The sequence below is a fragment of the Saccharopolyspora sp. NPDC000359 genome (assembly GCF_040300525.1).
Classification (GTDB): domain Bacteria; phylum Actinomycetota; class Actinomycetes; order Mycobacteriales; family Pseudonocardiaceae; genus Saccharopolyspora.
On sequence record NZ_JBEPDU010000004.1, the window covers coordinates 69,472 to 85,153 of the forward strand.

Annotated in this window: 16 protein-coding genes and 1 tRNA gene; 9 read left to right on the top strand and 8 right to left on the bottom strand. The window is 72.0% G+C overall.

The window, feature by feature from the left end:
- Positions 1-44 precede the first annotated feature (44 nt).
- Positions 45-932, top strand: a complete 888-nt coding sequence (locus ABT324_RS04435; protein WP_351171477.1) for a Gfo/Idh/MocA family protein — start codon at positions 45-47, stop codon at positions 930-932.
- Between the two features lie 5 nt (positions 933-937).
- On the opposite strand, the gene ABT324_RS04440 is transcribed toward ABT324_RS04435, so the two are convergent.
- The 4 genes from ABT324_RS04440 to sp36 all read right to left on the bottom strand — a co-directional run bounded on the left by ABT324_RS04440 (position 938) and on the right by sp36 (position 3,652).
- A complete protein-coding gene (locus tag ABT324_RS04440; RefSeq protein ID WP_351171480.1) occupies positions 938-2,059 on the bottom strand; it encodes a hypothetical protein in 1,122 nt (373 codons plus the stop codon).
- A 34-nt stretch (positions 2,060-2,093) separates the two neighbouring features.
- Positions 2,094-2,714, bottom strand: coding sequence for a hypothetical protein (locus ABT324_RS04445; protein WP_351171483.1), 621 nt, complete (start codon positions 2,712-2,714; stop codon positions 2,094-2,096).
- 319 nt (positions 2,715-3,033) lie between these two features.
- Complete coding sequence (locus ABT324_RS04450) at positions 3,034-3,492, bottom strand: RidA family protein (protein ID WP_351171486.1); 459 nt, start codon at positions 3,490-3,492, stop codon at positions 3,034-3,036.
- 1 nt (position 3,493) lies between these two features.
- Positions 3,494-3,652: a Sp36 family protein gene (gene sp36, locus ABT324_RS04455; RefSeq protein ID WP_093157991.1), complete on the bottom strand. Its 159-nt coding sequence runs from the start codon at positions 3,650-3,652 to the stop codon at positions 3,494-3,496.
- 108 nt (positions 3,653-3,760) lie between these two features.
- Between sp36 and bagA the strand changes: the two genes are divergently transcribed.
- Both bagA and bagB read left to right on the top strand, forming a co-directional pair.
- Positions 3,761-4,762 (top strand): ATPase BagA, encoded by a 1,002-nt coding sequence (bagA, locus tag ABT324_RS04460; RefSeq protein WP_351171489.1) that lies wholly within the window; start codon positions 3,761-3,763, stop codon positions 4,760-4,762.
- Positions 4,759-5,898 (top strand): ATPase BagB, encoded by a 1,140-nt coding sequence (gene bagB / locus ABT324_RS04465; RefSeq protein ID WP_351171492.1) that lies wholly within the window; start codon positions 4,759-4,761, stop codon positions 5,896-5,898. Before bagA ends, bagB begins: the two co-directional genes overlap by 4 nt.
- A 57-nt stretch (positions 5,899-5,955) precedes the next feature.
- On the opposite strand, the gene ABT324_RS04470 is transcribed toward bagB, so the two are convergent.
- Positions 5,956-6,255, bottom strand: coding sequence for a WhiB family transcriptional regulator (locus tag ABT324_RS04470; RefSeq protein ID WP_150065600.1), 300 nt, complete (start codon positions 6,253-6,255; stop codon positions 5,956-5,958).
- A gap of 416 nt (positions 6,256-6,671) precedes the next feature.
- On the opposite strand from ABT324_RS04470, the gene ABT324_RS04475 reads away from it, so the two are divergent.
- Positions 6,672-8,888, top strand: a complete 2,217-nt coding sequence (locus ABT324_RS04475) for a transglycosylase domain-containing protein (RefSeq protein ID WP_502949691.1) — start codon at positions 6,672-6,674, stop codon at positions 8,886-8,888.
- 117 nt (positions 8,889-9,005) lie between these two features.
- Positions 9,006-9,791: a siderophore-interacting protein gene (locus tag ABT324_RS04480; protein WP_351171498.1), complete on the top strand. Its 786-nt coding sequence runs from the start codon at positions 9,006-9,008 to the stop codon at positions 9,789-9,791.
- A 134-nt stretch (positions 9,792-9,925) separates the two neighbouring features.
- Here the strand turns inward: ABT324_RS04480 and ABT324_RS04485 are convergent, their stop codons facing one another.
- Positions 9,926-10,396 (bottom strand): GatB/YqeY domain-containing protein, encoded by a 471-nt coding sequence (locus ABT324_RS04485; RefSeq protein ID WP_351171501.1) that lies wholly within the window; start codon positions 10,394-10,396, stop codon positions 9,926-9,928.
- 78 nt (positions 10,397-10,474) lie between these two features.
- Here ABT324_RS04485 and ABT324_RS04490 point away from each other — a divergent pair, with 78 nt between their 5' ends.
- From ABT324_RS04490 to ABT324_RS04505, 4 genes are all read left to right on the top strand, one after another.
- The gene (locus tag ABT324_RS04490) at positions 10,475-11,437 is read left to right on the top strand and encodes a metallophosphoesterase (RefSeq protein ID WP_351171504.1); all 963 of its coding nucleotides are present in this window, start codon (positions 10,475-10,477) and stop codon (positions 11,435-11,437) included.
- 53 nt (positions 11,438-11,490) lie between these two features.
- A tRNA-Pro gene (locus ABT324_RS04495) sits at positions 11,491-11,564 on the top strand.
- Between the two features lie 230 nt (positions 11,565-11,794).
- On the top strand, positions 11,795-12,277 hold the full coding sequence (locus ABT324_RS04500) for a DUF1203 domain-containing protein (protein ID WP_351171507.1): 483 nt from the start codon (positions 11,795-11,797) through the stop codon (positions 12,275-12,277).
- Positions 12,278-12,353: 76 nt separating this feature from the next.
- Positions 12,354-14,228: a S9 family peptidase gene (locus tag ABT324_RS04505; RefSeq protein ID WP_351171510.1), complete on the top strand. Its 1,875-nt coding sequence runs from the start codon at positions 12,354-12,356 to the stop codon at positions 14,226-14,228.
- Positions 14,229-14,515: 287 nt separating this feature from the next.
- Here the strand turns inward: ABT324_RS04505 and ABT324_RS04510 are convergent, their stop codons facing one another.
- Both ABT324_RS04510 and ABT324_RS04515 read right to left on the bottom strand, forming a co-directional pair.
- Positions 14,516-15,007 carry a DUF1059 domain-containing protein gene (locus ABT324_RS04510; RefSeq protein ID WP_351171513.1) on the bottom strand — a complete coding sequence of 164 codons (492 nt, stop codon included), beginning with the start codon at positions 15,005-15,007 and terminating at the stop codon, positions 14,516-14,518.
- Positions 14,992-15,666: a class I SAM-dependent methyltransferase gene (locus ABT324_RS04515; protein ID WP_351171516.1), complete on the bottom strand. Its 675-nt coding sequence runs from the start codon at positions 15,664-15,666 to the stop codon at positions 14,992-14,994. Before ABT324_RS04515 ends, ABT324_RS04510 begins: the two co-directional genes overlap by 16 nt.
- Between the last annotated feature and the right edge of the window lie 16 nt (positions 15,667-15,682).

The window sequence follows — 15,682 nt, forward strand, 5'->3', positions numbered from 1 at the left end:
CCCGATTGCCGCCACCCGATCAGGGCATCGGCACCATTGGCGGCATGGACGAAGCACTGCGGGTTGGCGTGATCGGAGCTGGACCTTGGGCGCACCGGGTGCACGCCCCCGGGTTGGCGGCGCACCCGGGAACAGAGTTGGCGGCGGTGTGGGCGCGGCGCCCCGAGGCGTCCGAAGCCCTCGCCCACGCGCACGACGCGAACGCCGTGGGCAGCTTCGAGGAACTGCTCGACGCCGTCGACGCGGTCGCGTTCGCGGTGCCACCAGCGGTGCAGGCCGAGCTCGCGCCGCGAGCGGCTCGCGCGGGCAAGCACCTGGTCCTGGAGAAGCCGCTGGCCGACGACCGGGCCGGGGCGGAAGCGGTCGTCGACGCCGTGACGGGGTCCGGGGTGGCGGCGCTGATGATGCTCACCCGCCGCTTCGACCCGGAGGTGCAGCGGTGGCTGGCCGGGCTGCCGGAGCTCGGCGACCTGCAGGGCGCGACCGGCCGCTGGCTCGCGGGCGGTCTGCTGGCAGGCGACTACGCGGCCTCGGCGTGGCGCCAGCAGGACGACGGCGCGCTGATCGACGCGGGCCCGCACGCGATCGACCTGCTCGACGCGGCGCTCGGCGACATCGAGGAGGTGCACTTCGCCCACCGCGGCGCCGACGGGCTCTGGCAGCTGGTGTTCGGCCACGAAGGCGGCACGACCAGCACGCTGGCCCTCTCACTGCGCCTGCCGGTGCAGCCGTCGCTGGTGGACATCGCGGTGTACGGCGAGCACGGGTGCGCCCCGCTGACGGGCCGCCGCACGGCAGCCCGCGAGTGCTACGCGCAGCTGCTCGACAACCTGCTGGTGATGATCCGCGAAGAGCGCGTGGACCACCCGTGCGGCGTCCACCGGGGCCTGCATTTGCAGCGGGTCCTCGCCACCGTCCTGGCGGCCCGCTGACCTGGTCAGGAGCGCTGCTGCTGCGGGGCGTAGGCCTGGTTGTTCACCGGGGCCGCACCGATCGGCGGGAAGCCGCCCGTGCCGCCCGGCATGGTCGACGTCCAGGACTCCTCGCCGTTGTTCGCCCCGTTCTGGCGGCGCGGCGGCGCGGTGGTCCGGTCCTGCTCGCGCTGGGCCAGCTCCTCGTGCAGCTTCCGCAGCAGGTTGCGCTCCCGGTCGGTCAGCTTCGCGTCGACCGCCGCGGGCACGCGCATCCCCGGCCCCTCGGCTGACGCCTCGGCGCTGCGCGCGAGCGCCGGGGCCTCCTCGCGCTGCGGCTCCGCCTCGCGCTGCGGTTCGGCGCTGTGCCGCCGCTCGCCCTGCTCGCTGCGCGGCTCCGCGGCGGGTGCCGCTGGCGCGGCGGCCGCGGGCGCTTCGCGCTGCTCCGCCGGGGGTTCCGGCTTCGCCTCGGGCACCGCCGGTCGCTGCTCGACCGCCTGACGCTGCTCGACTGCGGGGCGGGCCGGGGCCGGTTGTTCGGCCGGGGCCTCGTCCAGGCGCACGCGGTGCGCGGCGGCGAGGGCTTCGCGGTGGTACTCGGGCAGTTCGGTGCCGCTGTCGAAGACCTCCACCGAGCAGTTCAGCCCGGCTCGGCGCAGGGCGTCCAGCAGCTGGTAGGCGACGGCCGAGGTGGACCCGTCGGTGCCGACCTCGGCGAGCAGGACGCGGCGCGGCACAGCTCCGTAGCTGACGCCCGCCGGGGTGGTGCGGGCGGCGCACCACAGGCCCCGCAGGCCCTGGAGGCGGCTGGTGACCGGGGCCAGCGCCGCGATCAGGTCCGCGTCGACCTCGTTGGGTTCGCCGAAGCGGTGGTCGCTGACGGGCACCGCGTCCACCACGTGCAGCCGGTCGGCGAGGGTCTGCGCGGAGCGGGACTCGTCGAGCGCGCGCCGCAGGTGGTACTGCTCGGTGGTGTTGACCGGGATGCGGCCGGCGACCAGGCAGCCGGTGAGGTACTCCGCCGCGGCGCCCGGCAGCCCGGCGCCGAGGAGTTCGCGGGCCGCGTTGATCCCGTCGTCGTCCACCCGCCCGGCCATGGCCAGCAAGAGGTTGTGCAGCCGGTCCGCTGGGCCAGCTCCCTCAGCCACGTGCACCACGTTGCCTCCTTCGGATGTCGGTCGCTCAACCACGACGACCGACGAGTTCTTGGGCTCCCTCGCACACCAGCGCCGATTCGGCGAGCGCAGCGCGGTGGTAGGCGGTCGGTTCCTGCTCCGGTGGGAGCGCTTCGACGCGGGGTTCCGGTTCGCCGAGCGCGCGCAGGACGCGCTGGACCTCCCCGGCGAGGCCGATGACGTCGTCGGCGGACGCGGTCACCAGCAGCACCAGCTTCGCGGCCCCGGAACCCCCGGTGGTCCGCCAGCTGCTGCGCACTTCCCGGACGCCCGGTCGGCCGCGCAGCGTGGCGCCGAGCACGAGGAGCGCGGAGTCGGCGACCGGGTCGCCGGGGCTCTCGGCGGTGAACGCGTGCTGCGGGGCGGTGTCGGGGTCGGCGGGGAGGACGGCGCCGATGACGGCGGGGTCGGCTCCCAGCGGGAGCAGCGCTTCGGCGAGCAGCCGGTGCTCGGCGTCGGCCAGGCCGATCCGCTCGCGGACCAGCGTGCCCGGGAGGACTTGCGCGATCACCTCCGCGGCGTCCCCGGCCAGCCAGTCGCGGAAGCGCCACAGGTGCCGGTCGGGCAACCGGTCGGCGAGTCGAAGCAGCAACTCGTGGCACCGCAGCTCGTTCTCACGCACCGCCAACGTCGGCCCCCTCCAGCCTCGTCTCCGTCGATGCGGGTGTCGCCCCCCGGCTCTAGTTACACCCGTCCAGGTGAACCTTGGTCGCGTTGGCCGGATCAATCAAGCCCTTGAACGACCGTTCCGCAACACAATGGAATTGGTCTTACCCCGTTTGGGCTAACCGGTTGCGGCGAACTCAATCACGGGGTGATCACAGCGTACTGGTCGTCATCTGCTGTTCGCGGGCCAGCCACCAAAAGGCGCCGCGGATCACCCGACGTGCCGAGAAGAAAACGCGGCGTCACCCGAATTGGGCGACGCCGCGCAGACCCGGAACGTCTCATTCGACCTCGACGACCAGTTCGACCTCGACCGGCACGCCGAGCGGGAGCTCCGCCACGCCCACCGCGGAACGGGCGTGCTTGCCCGCCTCGCCGAAGATCTCGCCGAGCACCTCGGACGCGCCGTTGACCACCGCGGGCTGCCCGGTGAAGCCCTCGGCCGAGGCGACGAAGCCGACGACCTTGACCACCCGGACCACCGAGTCCAGGCCGACCAGGGCGTCCACCGCCGCGAGCGCGTTCAGCGCGCAGATCCGGGCGTACTGCTTGGCCTCGTCACCGCTGATCTCCGCGCCGACCTTGCCGGTCGCGGCCACCTCACCGGCCACCACCGGCACCTGGCCAGCGGTGAACACCAGCGACCCGCTGCGCACCGCGGGCACGTAGTCCGCGACGGGGGCCACCACGTCCGGCAGCGGGACGCCCAGCTCCGCCAGGCGATCGGTCCAGCGCCCCATGTCAGGCCTCCTTCGGCCGCTTGAGGTAAGCCACCATCTGCTCACCGGTCGGACCGGGCAGCACGGAGACCAGCTCCCAGCCGTCCTCACCCCACTGGTCGAGGATCTGCTTGGTCGCGTGGATCAACAGCGGCACGGTCGCGTACTCCCACTTCTGCATGCGGGCAGCTTAAATGCCCTCGTCGAACCCGGACCGCGTGGCGGTCCCCGACCCGGGTCGGGATGCGACCCGAAGACATCCCGGGACCCCGGGACCTACGCTGATCGCGTGACCGACTGGAACGGGGAACTGAACCGTGCCCGATTGCACGTGGTCAGCGGCAAGGGCGGCACCGGGAAGACCACCGTCGCCGCCGCGCTCGCACTCGCGCTCGCGACCGGCGGTCACAAGGTGCTGCTGATCGAGGTCGAGGGCCGCCAGGGCATCGCGCAGCTCTTCGACACCGCACCGCTGCCCTACTCCGAGGAGTGGATCGCCGCCGCGCCTGGAGGTGGCGAGCTGCGCGCGCTGGCCATCGACGCCGAAGCGGCGCTGCTCGAATACCTCTCGATGTTCTACAACCTCGGCTTCGCCGGTCGCACGCTGCGCAAGATGGGGGCCATCGAGTTCGCCACCACGCTGGCGCCGGGCCTGCGCGACGTGCTGTTCACCGGCAAGATCAAGGAGTGCGTCGGCCGCACCGACGAGCACGGCCGCTACGTCTACGACGCCGTGGTGGTCGACGCGCCGCCGACCGGGCGGGTGGTCAAGTTCCTGGACGTCACCCGCGCGATGGCCGACCTGGCCAAGGTCGGGCCGATCCGCGACCACAGCGACGGCGTGGTGCGGCTGCTGCACTCCAACAGCACCGTCGTGCACCTGGTGACCCTGCTGGAGGAGCTGCCGGTGCGGGAAACCCTGGACGCGGTCGCCGAGCTCGACGCCGCCGACCTGCGCCCCGGCGGGGTGCTGTGCAACCGGGTCCGGCCCAACCGGCTGCCCGCCGCTGCCGTCGCCACCGCCGCCGAGGGCCAGCTCGACGCCGACGAGGTCCGCGCCGGGCTGGACGCGGCCGGGCTGCGCGTGGCCGAGGACGAGCTGGACGGCCTGGTGCACGAGACGATCGAGCACGCCATCCAGGTGCGCGCCGAGGAGAACGCCCGCCGCCAGCTCGGCGAGACCGACCTGCCCACCGTCGCGCTGCCCGACCTGACCGCCGGGATCGACGTCGCCGAGCTCTACGAGTTGGCGGAGATCCTCACCGAACACGGCATCCGGAGCACTCGATGAGCGAACCGCTGCGGCCCCGGCAGGTCGACGTCGACGCCCTGCTGGACGACCCGAACACCCACGTCATCGTCTGCTGCGGCTCCGGCGGGGTGGGCAAGACCACCACCGCGGCGGCGCTGGCGGTGCGCGCGGCCGAGCGCGGCCGCAAGACCGCGGTGCTCACCATCGACCCGGCGCGGCGGCTCGCCCAGGCGCTCGGGCTGCGCGAACTCGGCAACCAGCCCAAGCAGGTGGTGGTCGAGGGGTTCGAACCGGCGGGCGACCTCAACGCGATGATGCTGGACATGCGCCGCACCTTCGACGACATGGTGCAGGCGCACGCCGGTCGGGAACGCGCCGAGCAGATCCTGAACAACCCCTTCTACCAGACGATCTCCACGTCCTTCTCCGGCACGCAGGAGTACATGGCGATGGAGAAGCTCGGCCAGCTGTCCGCCTCCGGGCAGTGGGACCTGATCGTGGTGGACACCCCGCCGAGCCGGTCGGCGCTGGACTTCCTGGACGCCCCGCAGCGGCTGTCCACCGTGCTGGACGGGCGGCTGATCAAGATGCTGTCCAGCCCGGCGCGGGTCGGCGGCAAGGGCCTGCGCAAGATCGTCGGCGCCGGGTTCGGGATCTTCGCCAAGGCCGTCTCGACGATCATCGGCGGGCAGCTGCTGGCCGACGCCGCCCGGTTCGTGCAGGCCTTCGACTCCACCTTCGGCGGGTTCCGGGAGCGCGCCGAGCACACCTACCGGCTGCTGCGCTCCCCCGGCACGGCGTTCCTGGTGGTCGCCGCGCCCGAGCCGGACGCGCTGCGGGAGGCCACCTACTTCGTGGAGCGGCTGGCCGGGGAGCAGATGCCGCTGGTCGGCCTGGTGGCCAACCGGACGCACCCGGTCTTCACCAGCCTCGCCGGGGCACGCGCCACCGCGGTCGCCGAGGAGATCGAAGCCACCGGTTCCGCACCGATGGCCTCCGCCGCGCTCCGGGTGCACGCCGACCGGGTGGCGGTCGCGGAACGGGAGAAGCGGTTGCTGGCCCGGTTCACCCGCGCTCACCCGGAAGTCGCACTGGTCGGAGTTCCCGCGCTTCCGTCCGATGTGCACGATCTGGCGGGGTTGCGGGAGATCGGTCGGCGACTAGCGGGTGAATAACGGGTAACGGGGCTGGGCAATCCGCGTGGCGAATTGCCCAGCCCCGCCCCGAATGGACTAGCTGACCTGGTACTCGTCGAAATCGACGTATTCCCGGCGGGCAGCCTCCAGCAATTCCCGCCAGTTGCGGACGTCGGGCCGACGGCGCAGCAACGCGCGCCGCTCCCGCTCCGTCATTCCGCCCCACACGCCAAATTCGATCTTGTTGTCGAGCGCCTCGCTCAGGCACTCGGTTCGCACCGGGCAGCCGAAGCAGACCATTCGCGCCTTGCGCTGCTCGGCTCCGCGGACGAACAATTGGTCCGGATTCTGGTCACGGCAAGCGGCGTTGACCCGCCAGTCCCCCTGCTCGAACATAGAGTTCCCCCAGCTCCTCACTGGATCGTCGGCGACCGTATTTCGTCCGGAGCCCCCCGGCACCGGATGCTGCGGCGTACGCTTCGGCCGCAGCAGTGCTGTCGCTGGACGTAGACGGACTGTAGAGCCCCGCGGTTCCACAACCAACCAAGGGTTGTCGCTCCGTTATCTTTCGAACTCATCACATCGGGCGGACTTCGCCCGTGACACTCCGTCACGAAGCGGATCGGATTTACGCTGGCGGAGTGCGTGTCCGGGACGGCTTGCTGAAGCTTTTCGGTCTGTGTGTGCTGGCTGGCGTACTGGTCGCCGGATTGCTGTTCCCGGTGGCGGGATCACTCGGCGTGGTCTCCAACCGCGCCAGCGATGCGGTGAACAGCATCTCCGCCGACCTGATGACCAAGGAACCTCCTCTTGTGACGACTGTCACAGACAAGGACGGGCGGCCGATCGCGTACCTGTTCGACCAGAACCGGACCCCGGCCGCCCCGGACCAGATCGCCGACACCATGAAGGCCGCCATCGTGGCCATCGAGGACCGGCGGTTCTTCGACCACCAGGGCGTCGACTGGGCGGGCACCGTGCGCGCCGCGGTGACCAACCAGGTGTCCGGCGAGATCGCCCAGGGCGGTTCCACCCTCACCCAGCAGTACGTGAAGAACTACCTGGTGCACGTGGTCGCCGCCGGGGACCCGATCAAGCAGCACAAGGCCATCGAGCAGACCCCGGCGCGCAAACTGCGCGAGATCCGCATCGCGCTGCAGCTGGAGAAGCAGCTCTCCAAGGAGGAGGTCCTCACCCGCTACCTCAACGTGGTGCCCTACGGCAACCACGCGTACGGCATCGCGGCCGCCTCCCGCACCTACTTCAACACCACCCCGGACCAGCTGACCATCGCGCAGGCCGCGCTGCTGGCGGGCATGGTCAACAGCCCCAGCGCGCTGAACCCGCAGAACAATCCCACCGAGGCGCTGCACCGCCGCAACCTGGTGATCAAGGCGATGGAGGACCAGCGGCGGATCACCCCGGACGCCGCCGAGGAGGCGCGCAACGCGCCGCTCGGCCTGGCCGAGCCGCTGCAGGGCATCCCCAACGGCTGCGTCGGCGCCGGGCCGTCCGACGGGTTCTTCTGCAAGTACGTCATCGACTACCTGGAACGCGCCGGGTTCACCGAGGAGCAGCTCAGGACCGGCGGCTACACGATCCGCACCACGCTGGACAAGCGCGCCACCGACGCCGCCAAGGCCGCCGCCGAGAAGGGCGTGCCGAAGACGACCGAGGGCATCGCCAACGTGATGAGCGTGGTCGAGCCCGGCAAGGAGAAGCACCGAGTCCGGGCGCTGGTGGCCAACCGGGACTTCGGCCTGGACGCCTCGCAGGGGCAGACCGCGTACGCGCTGCCCAGCGGGGTGGTCAAGTTCGGCGCCGGGTCGGTCTACAAGGTGTTCACCGCGGCCGCCGCGCTGGAGAAGGGGATGGGGATCTACAACACCATCCAGTCCCCCGGCTCCTACACCTCGTCGGTGTACAAGAACGGCACCGCGCCCTACACCGTGGGCAACGCCGAAGGCGTGCGGCCGGGCCCGCGGACCCTGCAGATGGCCCTGGCGACCTCGCCGAACACCGCGTTCGTCGCGCTACAGGAGCGCGCCGGACTGGACCAGACCGTGGACATGGCCGTGCGGCTCGGTATGCGGCAGACGCTGCAGAACCACACCGCCGCCGGGGACCCGGTGGCCGTCAACGGCGTCTCGCAGGCCGACCACGTCAAGGAGCGCAACATCGGCGCGTTCACCCTCGGATACGCGCCGACCAGCCCGCTGGAGCTCAGCAACGTCGCCGCCACCATCATGAGCGGCGGCACCTGGTGCCCGCCGACGCCGATCGAGCAGATCCTGGACCGCAACGGCAACCCGGTGTCGATCACCGAGGACCCGTGCGAGCAGGCCGTCGACGAGGGGCTGGCGAACGCGCTGGCGGTCGGCATGAGCCGCGACGACCAGCCGGGCGGCACCGCCGCCGCAGCCGCCGCCGGGGCGGGCTGGACCCGGCCACTGGCGGCCAAGACCGGGACCACCGAGGCGCACCAGTCCGCCGGGTTCATCGGCGCCACCCCGCAGTACGCCGGGGCGGTGCTGACCTTCAGCGACGGCACCTCGCCGCAGGGCATCTGCGACAGCGACCCGCCGCGGCTCTGCGGGGTCAACGGCGGCAACATCTACGGCGGCAAGGTGCCCGCGCGGACCTTCTTCGACGCGATGAAGGTCATCCACGAGGGCCTGCCCGTCGCCCCGCTGCCGCCGACCACCAAGCGCTACGAGAACGGCGGCGACGAGTTCCAGGTGCCCAACGTGGTCGGCCTGTCCTCGAAGCAGGCCACCGAGACGCTGGAGCGGGCGGGTTACAAGGTCCAGGAGCGCTCGGTGAACAGCCAGCGCAAGCGGGGCCGGGTGGTCAGCCAGACGCCGCGCGGGTTCGCGCTGCCGGGCGAGACGGTGACGATCTCGGTGAGCACCGGCTACGTCCCGCCGCCCTCCCCGGAGCGGCCCCCGCCACCACCGCAGCGACCACCGGAACGGCCACCGGAACGGCCGGACCTGCCCGGCATCCCGCCGGGGATCTTCCCACCGTGACCGGACCAGTGCGGGCGTCTCCCACCGGAGGCGCCCGCACTGCTGTGCCACCCGCGACCTCGCGGTGGGGACGGAGCCGGGGACGAGGCGCGGGTGCGGGTTCCTAGACTCGATTGCGTGACGAACACGCAGGTGAGCACCAGACGCGCGCGATCCCGGTACCGGCTGCTGGAGGTGCGGGCCGCGGAGCGGGTCACCCCGCGGATGGTGCGGGTCACGCTCGGCGGCGACGAGCTCGCCGACTTCGCCAGCAACGGCAGCGACCAGCGGATCAAGTTGTGCCTGGCGCAGCCGGGCCAGCCGATGCCGCTGGGCCGGACCCGCGCCGAGGTGTTCGCGCTGCCCCGCGAGCAGCAGCCCCGGCAGCGCACCTACACCGTCCGCCGGTTCGACCCGCAGCGGCGGGAGCTGGCGATCGACTTCGTGGTGCACGACCACGACGGCCCGGGCAGCGCCTGGGCCGCGCAGGCGGCACCGGGCGACCAGATCGTGACGGTCGGCCCGAGCCCCGCGTACCAGCCGCAGCCCGACGCCGACCCGCTGGTGCTGGTCGGGGACGAGACGGCGCTGCCCGCGATGTCGGCGATCCTGGAGGAGCTGCCCGCGGCGGCGGTCGTGCAGGTCTTCGCGGAGGTCGCCGACGCCGCGGAGGAGCAGTCGATCGACTCCGCGGCGCAGGTGGAGTGGCACTGGCTGCACCGCGACGGCGTCCCCACCGAGGACAGCACGCTGCTCGTCGACGCGGTCCGCGCGGCGGACCTCGGCCGGAACCCGCACGTGTGGATCGGCGCCGAGGCGGACGTGGTCCACCAGCTCCGCGAGCACTGCCAGCGAGAACTCGGCCTGGACCGCCGCCGCCTCTACGCCCTCGCCTACTGGCGCCGCAACACCACGGGCAGCTGACCCCCGGCCTGGAGACCGCAGTTTCAATTGAAACTGCGACCTCCAGGCACACCGGATCGCAGTTTCAATTGAAACTGCGACTCACGCGCACGGGGTTCCGCAGTTTCAATTGAAACTGCGGTTCGACGGACGGGTCAGCTGGCGAGTTCGGCCTTGACCAGGGAGGCGACCTTGCCGCCTTCGGCGCGGCCCGCGACCTTCGCGTTCGCCGCCTTCATGACCTGGCCCATCTGCTTCATGCCCGGGCGCTCGCCGAGCTCCGCCTCGACCTCGCTGACGGCGTCCTTGACCAGCTTCGCCAGCTCGTCGTCGCCCAGCGGCTTCGGCAGGTAGCGGCGCAGGATCTCCGCCTCACGGACCTCGGCTTCGGCCTGCTCCGCGCGCCCGGCGCCGCGGAACGCCTCCGCCGCCTCGTCGCGCTTCTTGGCCTCCTTGCTCAGCACGCGCTGCACCTCTTCGTCGGTGAGCTCGCGCGCCTGCTTGCCAGCCACCTCCTCCTTGCCGACCGCCGCCAGCGCCATCCGCAGCACGCCGGTGACGGCGGTGTCGCGTTCCTTCATCGCGGCGGAGAGGTCCGCCCGCAGCTTGTCCTTGAGCTCGGCCATGTGCTGATTATCCCGGCGGGCGCGCAGGCGGGGCACGCGGTCCGCCGGGGGGACCGCTGCCGACGTAGGGTTGGTGGGGTGAACAAGTTCGGGCGACTTCTGCTCAGCGCGGGCGCTCTCGGCGCCGCGGCGGTCACCTACTCGGCCGCGATCGAACGGCGGCACTGGACGCTGCGACAGGTCTCGCTGCCGGTGCTCGACGAGGGCGCTGCCCCGCTGCGCGTGCTGCACATCTCCGACCTGCACATGACGCCGAACCAGCGGTCCAAGCAGCGGTGGGTGTCCGAGCTGGTGGACCTCGACCCGGACCTGGTGGTCAACACCGGCGACAACCTCGCCCACCCGCAGGCGGTGCCCGCGGCGCTGCGCGCGATGGGTCCGCTGCTGGACCGGCCGGGCGTGTTCGTGTTCGGCAGCAACGACTACTTCGGGCCGACCGCGAAGAACCCGGCCCGCTACCTGCTCCCGTCGTCGAAGACCAAGCGCATCCACGGCGACCCGCTGCCGTGGCGGGACCTGCGCGCGGCGATGGCCGAGCGCGGCTGGCTGGACGCGACGCACCGCCGCCACGAGATCGAGGTCGCCGGGGTGCGCATCCACATCGCCGGCCTGGACGACCCGCACCTGCACGCGGACCGCTACGACCTGATCGCCGACCCGCTGCCGGAGGACGTGCAGCTGCGCCTCGGTGTGACGCACTCCCCCGAGCCGCGGGTGCTGGACAGCTTCGCCGAGGACGGCTACGACCTGGTGCTGGCCGGGCACACGCACGGCGGGCAGCTGCGGGTGCCGGGCTACGGCGCGCTGGTGACCAACTGCGAACTCGACCGCGACCGCGCGCGTGGGGCGTCGACCTGGGGCGAGCGGATGCACCTGCACGTCTCGGCCGGGCTGGGCACCTCGCCGTACGCCCCGGTGCGCTTCGCGTGCCCGCCGGAGGCGACCTTGCTGACCCTGCTGCCCCGCTCCGAGGCCCCCGCCCCCACCAGCGGAAACGCAAAAACCGGTACCCCTTTCGGGGCGGGTGAGGGCGTCCGGTAGAGTATCTTCCAGCGGTTGGGGCGAGCACCCGAGATGCTCCTCCGCTGGAAGATCGGGGTGTGGCGCAGCTTGGGAGCGCGCTTCGTTCGGGTCGAAGAGGTCGTGGGTTCAAATCCCGCCACCCCGACAGGTGAGAGGGCCTGGTCGGAACTTCGCAAGAGGTTCCGACCAGGCCCTTTCTCTATGCGCGCATGCTGGCAGGTGCCCACAGGGCGCGCCCTCGGCGAACGTCGTGCCTCCGGGTCGTCCGCGAAGTTGCGGTGTCGGCTGGTCCACCGGCCTGGGGCGGCCGCAGTGATCAGCGGCGACGGCTGATTTCCGCCGGAAATCGAGGGGTTGCGCGGTGACGATGGGGGCATGACCTTCCACGTGCTGCCGATCGGGCCCGACGTGCTGGACGAACTGCGCAAGTGCGACGACGCCGGGCGGGAACCCCAGGTCCAGGTCGAGGACGACGAGTACGGCCAACCGCTGCGCTGCTGCCTGCGGCGCAGCCGACCGGGCGAGCGGATCGCACTGGTCTCCTACGCCCCGCTGCGGCGGTGGGCTCGGGACCACGGCGTCGACCCCGGCGCGTACGAAGAGGTGGGGCCGGTGTTCATCCACTCCGAAGCCTGTGACGGGCCGGAGGGCCTGGGGTGGCCGGAAGCCGTCCGCGGCACCCGACGGGTCCTGCGCGCCTACGACGCCAGCGGGCAGATCCGCGGCGGGTGCCTGCTCGACGGCAACACCGAGCTCTCCGAGCGCACCGCCGACGACCTCCTGCAGGACCCCGAGAACGCGCTGGTCCACGTGCGGGCCGTGGAGTTCGGCTGCTTCCTGTTCGAGGTCCGGCGCTGAGCCCCGCCCTCGGCCGGTGCCGGATCGGGCGCTCGCCCGTCCGGCCCGGTCAGGACGCACCAGCCCCTGTCGGGTGATGCCGCGGGTGGTGGGGGGATCGGGCAGTATCGAGGGGGTGAGCACCTACCCCGAGGCGAAGATCCCCGAGAAGCTTTTCGACGACCCCGAGCGGGAGGCCCGGTGGCGGGCGCGGTTCAGCGCGCCGCGCGTGTCATTGCCGGACTGGGCGCGGGATGCGCCGCAGCGCAGCTTGTACGTGTCGAACTCCAGCGGCACCTGGGAGCTCTACGCCTGGGACCGCGACACCGACGCGCACCGCCAGGTCACCGACCGCCCGAACGGGACGTTCCACGGCACGCTGTCCGCCGACGGCGAGCAGATCTGGTGGTTCGACGACACCGACGGCGACGAGTTCGGCAGCTGGCGGGTGGAGCCGTTCGCCGGCGGTGGCGAGGCGAGGACCGCGCTGCCGGGCACGCACCCCGGCTACCCGGCCGGTCTGGAGCTCGGGCGGTCGGTGATCGGCATGGGGATGTCCACCGACGACGGCGTGACGGTCTGGGTGGTGCGCGACGGCAAGCCGGAGGTGCTCTACGAGCACGAGCAGGACGGCGGGCTGTCCGCGATGTCCTGGGACGAGTCGATGTTGGTCATCTCGCACTCCGAGCACGGCGACAGCCGCCACCCGGCGCTGCGGGTGCTGCGCACCGACGGCTCCGAGGTCGCGGAGAAGTGGGACGGCCCGGGCAAGGGGCTGGAGGCGCTGGCGTTCGCGCCGGTCACCGGCGACACCCGGCTGCTGGTGCTGCACGAGCGCCGCGGCAAGGAGGAACTGCTGGTCTGGGACGTCGCGGCGGACACCGAGACCGAGATCGAGCTGGACCTGCCCGGCGAGGTCTCGGCCGACTGGTACCCGGACGGCAAGGCGCTGCTGATCGCGCACACCCACCACGCGCGGACCACCATGCACCGCTACGACCTGACCACCAAGCAGCTCAGCGAGCTGGCCACGCCGCCGGGCACGGTGGTGGGCGCGACGGTGCGGCCGGACCACGCCGTGGAGTACGTGTGGTCGTCGGCGGCGACGCCGTCGCTGGTGCGCACGGTCTCCGCGGACGGCGACGACCAGGTCCTGCTGTCCCCACCCGGGGAGCGGGCGCCGGGGTCGGAGGCCGTCACCGACGTGTTCGTGGAGGTGCCGTACGGCCCGAACGACACGGTGCACGCGCTGGTGGCCCGCCCGGCCGGGGCCGAGGACGGGCCGCTGCCGACGGTGTTCAACCTGCACGGCGGGCCGCACGCGGCGGACGAGGACCGGTTTTCGGCCTACCGCGCGGCGTGGCTGGACGCCGGGTTCGCCGTGGTGGAGATCAACTACCGGGGTTCGACCGGGTACGGCTCGGCGTGGCGCGACGCGATCGAGGGCCGGCCCGGGTTGACCGAGCTCGAGGACGTCGCGCGGGTGCACGACTGGGCCGTCGAGGCCGGGCTGACGACCCCGGCGCAGAGCGTCGTCGCGGGTGCGTCCTGGGGCGGGTACCTGACTCTGCTGGCGCTGGGCACCCAGCCGGAGCGGTGGGCGGGTGGTGTCGCCGGGGTCCCGGTGGCCGACTACGTCTCCGCCTACGCCGACGAGATGGAGCCGCTGCGGGCCTACGACCGGGCGCTGTTCGGCGGTTCGCCGGAGGACGTGCCGGAGGTGTACGAGAAGGCCTCGCCGATCACCTACGTGGACCAGGTGCGGGTGCCGACGCTGGTGCTGGCCGGGGACAACGACCCGCGCTGCCCGATCCAGCAGATTCTGAACTACCTGGACCGCCTGGGGCAGCGGGACATCCCGTTCGAGTTCTACCGCTACGACGCGGGCCACGGTTCACTGGTGGTGGCCGAGACGCTGCGCCAGGTGGCGGCGGAGATCCACTTCGCCCGCCGCGCCGTCGGCCTGGGCTGACCCCGGGTGGACCACAGTTTCAACTGAAACTGTGGTGCCGGGTGAACGCCGCAGTCGCTTCCAGCGGTACCCAGCGCCGATCACGGGCGTTGGTGGAGGGCACCTTTCGCCGACTGCGTCGGTGGAGGTGCTCTTCACCTCGGGTTGGGCAAGGGGGATGACGCGAGTCGCCGGGTGAGTGCGGACGGGCGCAGTTTCAATTGAAACTGCGGGTTTTAGGCGTGTCGGGGCCCGACACGCCGGTGGTGTGTCGAACTCGATCACCGCAACGGGGACTGCGGCTCGACTCAGAGGGCTTCGGCTCGGACGACGTCGAGGTTGTGGAACTCGGGTTCCCCCTCGCAGAGGTCGCGCATCCTGCGGGACAGGGCGTCGGTCTCCGGGAGCCGTGAGTTGCGCATCGCCGCGTCGTAGGAGGGGAACTCCACGAACTCGTAGTAGGTCCCCGGCTGCTCGTGCTCCTGGGCGAGCACCGCGCGGGTCGCGGTGCGCTTGCCGTCGGTGACCTCCTGCCACTCGTTGAGCAGCTCGTCCAGCTGGTCGCGCTTGCTGGTCCGGAATTCGATGAGCTGCACGAAGTTCACGCCCTCGGGCCCGGCGTGCTCGTCCTCCAGCAGTCCGCGGAGCTGTTCGCGCAGCTGCGGGGTGTCCTCGTGCTGGTGCACCGACACCGCGTGCTCGACCGCAGCGCGGAGCACCTCGTCCTCCTCGCCGACGAGGGTGAGTGTGCAGCCGGACCCGCTCGGGAACCTGCGGCAGTCCGCTACCTTCCTGGCCATGGTGGATCTCCTGTTCTACCGGTGGAGCCGCGCAGCCACCCCAGTTCGCGCTCGTACTGCGGGTCGGGGTGGGTGGCGACGCCCTGCACCAGCGGGACGCGCACCTGCCCGGCGGGCCAGAACCAGTCGGCTCGGTGCACCACCAGCCCGGACAGCTGGACGTGGAGCAGGACTTCGACGTTGAGGCGGCAGTGCGAGGTGCCCCGCAGCATCTCCTGCGCCTCGTCCTGAGCTCGGCCGATCACGCCGGGAGCCCTGGTGTGCTCGAGGAACAGCAGCTGCCCGAGGGGCCTCAGCACCCGGCTGACCTCCTGCAGCACCGCGCGCGGTTTAGCCGCGCAGCACAGCGCGAACCGGCTGACGACCACGTCGAAGGCGGCGGCCGGGAACGGCAGCTGCGCGGGGTCGGCGTCGACCGGGTCCACCACCAAGTCCGCGCGGGCGCGCTCCACCTCGGCGGGCGCTCCGATCAGCGCCAAGTAACGGATGTGGCGGTAGCCGAGCAGGTCCTCGGGGGCGAAGGCGCCGATGTCGAGCACCTGGCCAGTAGCCCGCTTGCCGGTCAGGGCGCGGAACCGGTGGAGCATCTCGACTGGCGCGGCGGAACCCGCGCGCTTGTATTGGCATCGGACGCGCACCGCGCGGACCTGCCGGGTCATGGCCGCAGCATGCGCC

Excerpts from the sequence above, each read along its gene's own strand:
- ABT324_RS04435 (WP_351171477.1), top strand. The coding sequence starts at position 45 with ATGGACGAAGCACTGCGGGTTGGCGTGATCGGAGCTGGACCTTGGGCG.
- ABT324_RS04450 (WP_351171486.1), bottom strand. The coding sequence starts at position 3,492 with ATGGGGCGCTGGACCGATCGCCTGGCGGAGCTGGGCGTCCCGCTGCCG.
- sp36 (WP_093157991.1), bottom strand. The coding sequence starts at position 3,652 with ATGCAGAAGTGGGAGTACGCGACCGTGCCGCTGTTGATCCACGCGACC.
- bagB (WP_351171492.1), top strand. The coding sequence starts at position 4,759 with ATGAGCGAACCGCTGCGGCCCCGGCAGGTCGACGTCGACGCCCTGCTG.
- ABT324_RS04470 (WP_150065600.1), bottom strand. The coding sequence starts at position 6,255 with ATGTTCGAGCAGGGGGACTGGCGGGTCAACGCCGCTTGCCGTGACCAG.
- ABT324_RS04485 (WP_351171501.1), bottom strand. The coding sequence starts at position 10,396 with ATGGCCGAGCTCAAGGACAAGCTGCGGGCGGACCTCTCCGCCGCGATG.
- ABT324_RS04500 (WP_351171507.1), top strand. The coding sequence starts at position 11,795 with ATGACCTTCCACGTGCTGCCGATCGGGCCCGACGTGCTGGACGAACTG.
- ABT324_RS04505 (WP_351171510.1), top strand. The coding sequence starts at position 12,354 with ATGCCGCGGGTGGTGGGGGGATCGGGCAGTATCGAGGGGGTGAGCACC.
- ABT324_RS04510 (WP_351171513.1), bottom strand. The coding sequence starts at position 15,007 with ATGGCCAGGAAGGTAGCGGACTGCCGCAGGTTCCCGAGCGGGTCCGGC.
- ABT324_RS04515 (WP_351171516.1), bottom strand. The coding sequence starts at position 15,666 with ATGACCCGGCAGGTCCGCGCGGTGCGCGTCCGATGCCAATACAAGCGC.